Here is a 9,734-nt window from a genome sequence, read left to right on the forward strand (position 1 = left end):
GACCGGACCAATAAATTGGTCCCTACATTCATATGTAAAGATTTAATCTTATGAATTCTTTCGCATAAATTTACCCCACATTCCTGCGTGGATTCCATGTTTGGATGAAATTACCATAAATTTATGCGTGGGATTTTGTGGGGCCTAGGGACCGGTTTACCGGTCCGCGTGTATTGGGTTGGAGAAAAACTCAAAATTTTTTATTCAATTTATTTTAAAATTTTTTCAATTGATCTTTTCTTTTTATTTTTGCTTTCTCGTTTTTTATCTTATTTCATTCAAGAAAATAGGTGTATAATAATAAACAGCGTAAAAAAAGGAGGACATGATGAGAACTTTTTTAAAGAGAAAGGGCATTTCCCTATCTCCGAAAATTTATTTTGTAGATGCCTTGGGAGCAATGGCATATGGACTTTTTGCAAGTCTTTTGGTAGGAACTATACTTAACACTTTGGGACAAAGCTTGGGCATAGAATTTTTAAGCAAGACAATTTGGCCCTTAGCTCAAAAAGCAACGGGACCTGCAATAGCAGTTTCCATAGCCTACGCCCTTCAAGCACCTAATTTAATTTTATTTTCCATAACTCTTGTAGGAATATGCGGAAATGAACTGGGTGGACCTATGGGAGTTTATATAGCAAGTTTAATTGCAGTAGAGGTTGCAAAAATTGTAAGCAAGGAAACAAAAATAGATATAGTAATAACTCCTGTTGTGACAGTTCTTGTGGGAGTAACTGTAGCCACCTTTATAGGACCCTATATTCAAAAATTTATGACGGGTATAGGAAGTATAATAATGATTGCAACAAATCAAAAGCCATTTTTAATGGGCATAATTGTTTCGGTTATAGTGGGAATTGTTTTAACCCTTCCCATATCCAGTGCAGCCCTATGTATGATGCTTTCTCTTTCCGGTCTTGCTGGCGGAGCTGCAACTATTGGATGTTCCTGTCAGATGATAGGATTTGCTGTAACATCTTTTAAGGACAACGGTCTGCAAGGTCTTGTTGCTCAAGGTCTTGGAACGAGCATGCTTCAAATGCCAAATATTATAAAAAATCCAAAGGTTTTAATACCGCCAACTCTTGCTTCGGCAATACTTGGGCCTCTTGCCACTCTAGTTTTTAAAATGGAGAATACTCCTCTTGGAAGCGGCATGGGTACCAGTGGTTTAGTAGGACAAATTGCAACTTTTACCGCCATGGAAAATGTTCCTTTTACAAAGTTATTGGGACTTATAATACTTCTTCATATTATTTTGCCTGCCCTAGTAAGTTATATAATTTATATGGTTTTAAAAAAGGCAAATTGGATAAAAGATGGGGACATGAAACTTAATTTTTAAACAAAAAAAGACAGCTTATGGTTCCTTTCGTGAAAAACGAAAGCCATAAACTGTTTTTTTATTTTATAAAATTTCTTTTAAATCTTCTATTAAGCCGTCAATTTCTTCATCACTTGTCCTGTAACAAGTGCAAAATCTTACATTGAACTTATCTGTTCCCAAATTTTCCACATCAAATAAAACTTCTCTATTTTTAAGTTCTTCAATTTGATCTTTTGAAAGTTTAACAAAAATTTGGTTTGATTCAGGCTTAAAGGCATAGGAAATATTTAAAGAATAAAGTTTTTTCTTTAAAGTCATAGCTTTTTCATAGGCAATTTTTCCAATTTCATAATAAAGACCTTGATCGAAAAGTCCGTCAAATTGCGCTGCAAGGATAAAGCCTTTTGCCATAATTGCACCCTTTTGTTTCATGTGATTTCTAAATCTTTCCTTTAGGTCTTCATCTACAATAACAAGAGCTTCTCCGAAAAGGGCCCCGTTTTTAGTTCCACCGATTGTAAAAATGTCGCAAACCTCTGAAATATCTTTTAAAGTCATACCTGTTGCAGCAAGAGCAACTGAAAGTCTTGCACCGTCAATAAACATATAAAGTCCATATTGTAGGCAAATTTCATAAAGATCCTTTAATTCGTCCTTTGTATATACAGCTCCTGTTTCAGCAGTTTCTGAAATATAAAGCATCTTTGGTATAACATCATTTTCAGCTCCGAAAAGAGAAAGTCTATCTAAAAGAAGCTCGGGATTTAATTTTCCGTCTTCACTTTCTAAGGTAATAATTTTATGACCTGTTGCTTCAAGAGCTCCACTTTCATGGATGGCAATATGTCCAGTCTTTGCAGAAACAATAGCTTCATAGTTTCTTAAAGTGTGGGTTGCACATACAATATTTGCCACAGTCCCTCCTGCAACAAATTCCACATCAATATCGTCTCTTCCTATTTCTTTTTTCAACTTTTCCCTTACAGAAAAAGAATATTCATCAAGAGAATAACCCTTTAAACCCCTTTCGGGAAGCTTGCTTAAGAAGTCATAAACTTTTTCGTGGCCTCTATCGTTATAGTCGTTTAAAAAATTTTTCATAACTACCTCCGTTGTTTTAAAACAAAATGACTTATATAATTACATTATAGAATAAGAAAGGGAAAGATACTATGAAAATAAAAAAAGACAGTCACGGAGCAAATCTCTTTGAACTTGCAAGAAAATATAAGTTTGACGTAAAAGAAATCAGGGATTTTTCTTCCAATATAAATCCCCTTGGAAATTCAGAAAAAGCTATAAATTACTTAAAGGAAAATTTAAATTTATTTACAACTTATCCAGATCCGGAATATTTTGACCTTAAAAACTCCATATCAACTTACACAAAAATAGATGAAGAAAATATAATCTTAGGTTCAGGGACAACGGAGCTTATTTGTAACTATATAAGGCTTATAAATCCTAAAAAAGCCCTTTTATTGTCCCCTTGTTATAGTGAATATGAAAATGAACTTAAAAAAATAAATGCTCAAATATTTTATTATAATTTAAAAGAAGAAAGAAATTTTAAGGCTGACCTTAAAGAGATTATAAAGATAATAAAAGATGAAAAAATAGAATTATTCGCCTTTGCAAATCCCAACAATCCCACAGGTTCCATTTTTACAAAAGAAGAAATAGAAGACCTATTAAAAAATGAAAGTTGCAATTTTTTAATAGACGAAACCTATGTGGAATTTACAGATATAAAAAGATATACTTCCCTTGAACTTATTAAAAAGTATAAAAATTTTTTGGCAGTCCGTTCCACAAGCAAATTTTTTGCAAGTCCTGGAATAAGACTTGGCTATGGTATAAGTGGAAATGAAGAAGTTTTAGAAAGTTTTTCAAAAAAGCTTATCCTTTGGGGAGTAAATATAGCTGCTGAAATAATGGGAAAAGTCATGTTTTTAGATAGGGATTATGAAGAAAGGGTTTATGAGCACATAAGCAAGGAAAGAAAATATATGATTTCCCATTTAAAAGAAATAAAAGACCTTAAAGTTTATGAATCTCAGGGAAATTTTATCTTGGTAAAAATCTTAAATGGTAAAAGTGCAAAAGATTTAAGGGAATATCTTTTAAAAGAAAAAATGGTAATAAGAGATTGCGCCTCCTTTAAAAATTTAGATGAAAGTTTTTTCAGATTTTGCCTTTTAAAAACAGAGGACAACAGAAATTTATTAAGGGGAATTGAAGAATTTTTTAAGAACAAGATATAAGTTTAATAAATATAAAAAAAGATGTGATTTTTTCACATCTTATTTTTTTCATTTATAAAATCTTTAATTTTTAAAGCCGTATCCCTCGAATTTTCATTTAAAAATTCCTTAATAAAAGTCTTGTTTGAACTTTTATAGTGGGGATCGTAATAATTCATCATAAGTCTTTCTATAACTATGTCATAGTTTTTATTTTCTATTTCTTTTATCATTTGATCCACAAGATTTTCATTAATACGTTTTTTTAAATTTTTTAAAGTGTCGATTAATTCAAGGTCATTGTCATGAACATAATCTTTTTTTATTCTTTCCTTCCTTTTTTCAAGGGAAGAAGTGATTAAAATCCTCTTTGAAGAGTTATATTTGTCAAAAAGATATTTGGGAACATTTAATTTTCCAATCCTTATGCTTTCAGCTTCCACAAAAACAAGGTTTGATTTTCTCTTTCTAAGTTCTTCAAAAATATTTGTTTCAAATTGTTTTTGGGAGGGTTGGTCACTTAAAAGGACAGCTCCTAAAATAGATCCTCTGTGGTTTGCACATTTTTCCAAATTTAAAGTATCAAGGCCCAGGCCTTTAAGTTCCTCTATAATGTGAGTTTTTCCACAACCTGTATAGCCGTCAAGGACTATAAAATCAATTTCTTCCGTCATTTTTTTAAGGGCTTCAATTTGGTAATTTCTATAAGCCTTATAGCCTCCATGCAATTTTTTCACAGGGATTTTCATAGATCTTAAAAAATTAAATAAAACACCAGACCTCATGCCGCCCCTTGAGCAATATAAAATAGGAGTGGCTTCTTTTGTAAGGTTTACAATTTTTTCATAAAAGTCTGAAAGCTTTACTGAGGCGTATTTAACAGCCAAAAGCTTTGCTTTTTCCACTTGGGAATTATCGTAAAGGGTGCCGACGATTTTTCTTTCATCATCATCTAAAATTGGCAAATTTAAAGCTCCTGCAATATGAGAAGATTTATATTCTGATGGGCTTCTTAAATCTATATAAATAAAATCTTTGTCTATTACATCTTCAATTTTACTATCTTCAAACATAGGCTTATCCGACCTCCATTGTCATTTTACAACACTGTGATAAAATATACAAAGGAGATGAGAATGTGGAACTTGAAGTTTGCGGAGGCTGCAATGCAAAAATAGGAGCCGGAAATTTAGATGAAATTTTAAAAAATTTGGGCATTTATAAAAGACCGGAAATTATTGTAGGTTTTGAAGGAAAAGACGATGCCTGCGTCATAAAACTTACAGATGAAATTGGCATAATAAACACTTTGGATTTTTTTCCTCCTATGGTAAAAGATCCCTATATATTTGGGCAAATTGCCGCTGCCAACGCCATGAGCGACGTATATGCCATGGGTGGACAAGTTATTTCAGCTCTTAACATTGTCGCCTTTCCAGAAGAGGAAGACATAAATATTTTACAAGAAATTTTAAGGGGTGGAGCTGACAAGGTTAAAGAGGCAGGAGCTTCCCTTTCAGGCGGTCATTCCATTCATGATAAAAAAATAAAATATGGTTTAAGCGTAACGGGCATGGTAAATCCTGAAAAAATTTGGAGAAATACAGGCTCAAAGCCGGGAGATTATATTTTTATTACAAAAAAATTGGGAGTTTCCTTAGTTGCTGGAGCTTATTTGCAAAATGAGGCAAGTAAAGAATCCTATGAGGAAGCGGTAAAATCCATGATAAGCCTTAACAAATACAGTGGCGAAGTTTTAAAAGAATTTAATCCATCTTCCGTTACAGATGTGACTGGATTTGGTCTTTTAGGCCACTTAAATGAAATGATAGGAAATCATGGAGCCAGGATTTATTCTTCTATGATTCCAGAAATTCCTGGAGCTCTTGATGCAGCTAAAAAATTTTTATTTACAGCAGGTGGTCAAAGAAATAGAAATTATTTAAAAAATGTAAAATTTGAAATAGATGATTTTGCCATGGAGGAACTTCTATTTGACCCACAAACATCGGGAGGACTGCTCTTTACCATAGATAGGGAAAAGGGCGAACAAGTCATGAGAAGATTTAGAGAAAAAAATTTATTTTTAAAAAGAATTGGAGAAATAGAAGAAGAGGGAGGTATAAGAGTAGTATGAAAATTATAGATGCCAGGGGGATTCCTTGTCCAAAACCTGTTATAATGTCAAAAAAATTTATTGAAGATGAAAAGGAAAAAGAATTTACAGTTCTTGTAGATAATTTAATTGCAACAGAAAATCTTTCAAAGTTAGCAGAACAAATGGGCTATATTACCAAGGTAAAAGAAAATTCAAAGACTGATTTTGAAGTTTTATTTACACAAAATGGAGAAAAAAAAGAAAGTAAAAAAGTAAGTGAAAGTTCAGATGCCTATATAGTTGTAATTTCATCAGATATGATGGGAGTAGGAGATGAGGACTTTTCTAAAAAACTTTTAGGAGGCTTTATCTACGCCCTAACTGAGCAAAACCACCTTCCTGAAAAAATAATTTTTTACAATAAGGGAGTTTATATTCCTGCAACTTGGGAAGATTCCATAAAAGATTTAAAATTTTTGGAAGAAAGAGGAGTTGAAATTTTTTCCTGCGGACTTTGCGCCGGTCAATATGGTCTTAAAGAAAAAATTCAAGTGGGAACAATAACTAATATGTATGAAATAGCAAGGCTTATGGCCACTTACAGGGTGGTGAAACCTTAATGAAATATATTGTGTATACCTTTGAGGGTTTAAATTATTCTGAAGCTGCTAATGACCTTTTAAAAGAAAATAATATTGAAGCAAGGCTTATACCTGTTCCTTCAAAAGTTCAGTCGGGCTGTGGTTTTTGTCTTAGAAGCCCCTTTGAAAATAGAGAAGAAATAGAAAAACTTTTTGACAAAAAAGATATGCACCTTTTGGGAAGATACACCTTCACCTATGGAAATCCCAGATCTTGTACCTTTGCCCTGCCGGAGATAGAAAAGTTATGATATATTTTGACAACAGCGCAACAAGTTTAATAAAGCCGGGAGAAGTAAAAGTTGCCATGTCAGATGCCCTTTCAGGAAAATACGCAAATCCTTCAAGGGGAGCCTATGGACCAGCATTAGCGGCCATGAATAAAATTTATCAAGTTAGAAAGTCCATTGCAAAACTTTTCGGAGTGGAAGCAATGGACATTGCATTTACCCCTAACATTACAAGTTCCTTAAATTTAGTTATAAAAAGCTTGTTTAATGAAAAAGACCATGTAATCACAAGTGTCTTAGAACACAATTCTGTTTTAAGACCCCTTTATCAACTTCAAGACAGGGGAATGGAAATAAGCTTTTTAGATTGTGATGATAAATTTAATTTAAAATATCAGGACTTGGAAGGACTTTTGAGAAAAAATACCAGGGCCCTTATAATAACCCAGGCTTCCAATGTAGTGGGAAATATAAGCGACTTGGAAAAAATTTATGCTTTTACAAAAAAACATAAGCTACTTTTAATAATAGATGGAGCCCAGGGAGCCGGAGCAATAAAAACTGATTTGAGCAAATTTGAAAATGCAATTTATTGTTTTACTGGTCATAAATCCCTATATGGACCCACAGGTACAGGGGGCATAATAAATAGAAGTTCTGAAAAATTTAAGCCAGTCTTCAGTGGAGGAAGCGGCTATAGATCCTTTGAAAGACACACTCCAGACATTTATCCAGACCTATTTGAATATGGAACGATAAATGTCCATTCCATAATAGGACTTGGAGCCGGAGTGGATTACCTTTTAAAAAATCCCCCCTATGAAAAACTTGAAGAATTAAGCTCTTACCTATACAATTCTTTAAAAGACATAGAAGGAATAAAAATATATGGAGATTTTGAAAAAAATCATCTTCCAATTTTATCCTTCAATCTTTTAGATTATGACTCGGCCTTTGTTTCCCAAATACTTTGGGAAAAACTTGAGCTTTGTTCAAGACCAAATTCCCACTGTGCTCCTCTTTTACACAAAAGAGCTGGCACTGAAGAAAGAGGAATGGTAAGATTATCCCTATCCACATTTAATACAAAAGAAGAAATAGATATACTAAAAAAATTTTTAGAGGAGATGATAGTATCAAAGTAGACAGAAAAAAAGGGGCTCTTTATATGTTTTTATCGGCCTTTTTCTTTTCTCTTATGAATATATTTGTAAGATATACAGCTGAAATACCAATATTTCAACAACTTATTTCCAGAAATTTAATAATAACAATAGGCATGTTTATAGCCTTGGCATTAGAAAAAAATCTTAAAAATTTAAAAGTTGAAGATGGGAAAATGCCCTTATTTTTAAGGTGTACCTTCGGATTTTTAGGAATGATAACAAACTTTTATGCCGTTAATCATATGGCAATAGCAGACGTATCTGCCATAACAAAAATGAGTCCATTTTTTGTTATGGTATTTGCAGCCCTTATATTAAAAGAAAAGCTTAGGGGCTATTCAATTTTTGCCCTGATACTTTCCATAGCAGGTATGTTTATAGTAATAAGACCCAACTTAGTAAACGATCCGGGGCCTGCTATGATTGCTGTAATTTCCGCCATAGGAGCATCTTTGGCCTACACAATGTTGGGAGTTCTTAAAAATAAAGTACGTTCAGAAGTTATAATATTTTATTTCGGACTTTACTCAACCTTAGGCTGTTTACCCTTTATAGTGGGAAATTTCCAAGTTCCCGACTTAAAAGAAGCCTTACTTTTAATAATGATAGGAATCACTGCAGGCCTAGGACAACTTTTCGTAACCCTTGCCTACAAATACGCTCCTGCATCAGAAGTCAGCATATATAACTTCAGCGCCATACCCATAGGAATAATTTTAGGCCTTATCTGTTTTGGAGAAAAAGTGGATTCTTTAAGCCTAATAGGAATGGCAATGATAATAGGAGCAGGGTACTACAACTATAAAATGGCAAAAAAAGTCCAAGAAGCAGAAACTTAAGAAAACCTGAAAGGAGAAAAAATTATGAATACCATTGAAAACCAATTGAAGCACAGATCAATAAGGGAATTTACGGAAGAAGAAATAGACGACAAAACCTTAAAAAAACTTTTTGAAGTTGCAAACAGAACTGCTACATCAACGGGAATGCAAAGTTTCTCCATAATAAGAGTAAAAGATGAAAATTTAAAAAAAGAAATTTCTAAGGTTTGCAATCAGGAATATGCCTCAAGAGTTAAGGAACTTTTAATTTTTATAGTTGATAATTATAGGAATTTAAAAATAGGGGAAGAACAAGGAAAAAATCTTGAAAAAGCAAGGGACATGGACAGGTTTTTTCAAGGTTTTACAGACGCCTGCCTTGCTGCTCAAAATATGGTAGTTGCAGCAGAATCTTTAGGTTTGGGAACAGTATACTTTGGAAGCATTTTAAATGACTATGACAGAATAATAGAACTTCTGGACCTACCCGAACTTACCTTTCCCGTAGTAGGACTGGGAATGGGATACCCCAATCAAGATCCTCAAATAAAACCGAGAATGCCCATGGAACTTAAAGTTTTTGAAAATAAGTACAAAAAATTTGATTCTTACCTTGAAAAGATAAAAGACTATGACATGGAAATGACCCACTACTATGACACAAGGGCAGAGGGAAGACGAAGCGACTCCTTTAGTAAACAAGTGGTAACTAGATACGAACAAGCTAACGAAAAGAGAAGAAAAGTATTAGATTCCATAAAAAAACAAGGCTTTGACTTAGGCTTAAAGTAAAAAAATAAAAATCCTAAAGTCTTATAAACTTTGAAAAATAAGTTTATAGGGCTTTAGGATTTTTTTATTTAGAAATTTTAATAAAAAAGACTAAAAAATAAAGATAATAAAGCAAAGAAAAGCCTATTTTTAGCGCAAAAGCAAAAAATTAAAAAAAATTAAAAAATTTTTTAAAAAAGTGTTGACAAGAAAACAAAGGCTGCATATACTATTAAAGCTGACTTTTTTCGAGGCAGGAAAAAAATTAAAAAATGAAATTTTAATTAAAAAAAAAACTGTTGACAAAAAAGTTTTCATCATATATACTAAACAAGCTGTCTAAAAAAAAGACAGCAAGAACCAAGAAAAATAAATAGTGTGAAGAGAATAAAACAAACACAAAGCTTAAAGCGGAAAGTTCTTGAAAAAAGGACACC

The 9,734-nt window shown here is 32.8% G+C and carries 10 protein-coding genes; 8 read left to right on the forward strand and 2 right to left on the reverse strand.

Annotation, left to right across the window (positions count from 1 at the left end; genetic code table 11):
* Positions 1–328: 328 nt before the first annotated feature.
* Positions 329–1,345 (forward strand): PTS sugar transporter subunit IIC, encoded by a 1,017-nt coding sequence (locus J2S72_RS06065; protein WP_307495177.1) that lies wholly within the window; start codon positions 329–331, stop codon positions 1,343–1,345.
* A 63-nt stretch (positions 1,346–1,408) separates the two neighbouring features.
* Here the strand turns inward: J2S72_RS06065 and J2S72_RS06070 are convergent, their stop codons facing one another.
* On the reverse strand, positions 1,409–2,428 hold the full coding sequence (locus tag J2S72_RS06070) for a threonine aldolase family protein (RefSeq protein ID WP_307495178.1): 1,020 nt from the start codon (positions 2,426–2,428) through the stop codon (positions 1,409–1,411).
* Positions 2,429–2,499: 71 nt separating this feature from the next.
* Between J2S72_RS06070 and J2S72_RS06075 the strand changes: the two genes are divergently transcribed.
* Entirely contained in the window at positions 2,500–3,591 is a 1,092-nt protein-coding gene (locus J2S72_RS06075) for a pyridoxal phosphate-dependent aminotransferase (RefSeq protein WP_307495179.1), read from the forward strand.
* A 32-nt stretch (positions 3,592–3,623) separates the two neighbouring features.
* Here the strand turns inward: J2S72_RS06075 and mnmH are convergent, their stop codons facing one another.
* The gene (mnmH, locus tag J2S72_RS06080; RefSeq protein WP_307495180.1) at positions 3,624–4,643 is read right to left on the reverse strand and encodes a tRNA 2-selenouridine(34) synthase MnmH; all 1,020 of its coding nucleotides are present in this window, start codon (positions 4,641–4,643) and stop codon (positions 3,624–3,626) included.
* A 65-nt stretch (positions 4,644–4,708) separates the two neighbouring features.
* On the opposite strand from mnmH, the gene selD reads away from it, so the two are divergent.
* The 6 genes from selD to J2S72_RS06110 are packed head-to-tail and all read left to right on the forward strand — an operon-like array spanning position 4,709 to position 9,318.
* Entirely contained in the window at positions 4,709–5,707 is a 999-nt protein-coding gene (gene selD, locus J2S72_RS06085; RefSeq protein WP_307495181.1) for a selenide, water dikinase SelD, read from the forward strand.
* Positions 5,704–6,288, forward strand: a complete 585-nt coding sequence (gene yedF / locus J2S72_RS06090; protein ID WP_023055053.1) for a sulfurtransferase-like selenium metabolism protein YedF — start codon at positions 5,704–5,706, stop codon at positions 6,286–6,288. Before selD ends, yedF begins: the two co-directional genes overlap by 4 nt.
* Complete coding sequence (locus J2S72_RS06095) at positions 6,288–6,560, forward strand: putative Se/S carrier protein (protein ID WP_023055064.1); 273 nt, start codon at positions 6,288–6,290, stop codon at positions 6,558–6,560. The genes yedF and J2S72_RS06095 overlap by 1 nt, the downstream gene beginning before the upstream one ends.
* Positions 6,557–7,684, forward strand: a complete 1,128-nt coding sequence (locus J2S72_RS06100; RefSeq protein ID WP_023055068.1) for an aminotransferase class V-fold PLP-dependent enzyme — start codon at positions 6,557–6,559, stop codon at positions 7,682–7,684. The genes J2S72_RS06095 and J2S72_RS06100 overlap by 4 nt, the downstream gene beginning before the upstream one ends.
* Complete coding sequence (locus J2S72_RS06105) at positions 7,675–8,544, forward strand: DMT family transporter (RefSeq protein WP_255349227.1); 870 nt, start codon at positions 7,675–7,677, stop codon at positions 8,542–8,544. The genes J2S72_RS06100 and J2S72_RS06105 overlap by 10 nt, the downstream gene beginning before the upstream one ends.
* Positions 8,545–8,568: 24 nt before the next feature.
* Positions 8,569–9,318, forward strand: a complete 750-nt coding sequence (locus J2S72_RS06110; RefSeq protein WP_023055061.1) for an NADPH-dependent oxidoreductase — start codon at positions 8,569–8,571, stop codon at positions 9,316–9,318.
* Positions 9,319–9,734 lie beyond the last annotated feature (416 nt).

The organism is Peptoniphilus koenoeneniae (genome assembly GCF_030812875.1).
GTDB lineage: Bacteria > Bacillota > Clostridia > Tissierellales > Peptoniphilaceae > Peptoniphilus_B > Peptoniphilus_B koenoeneniae.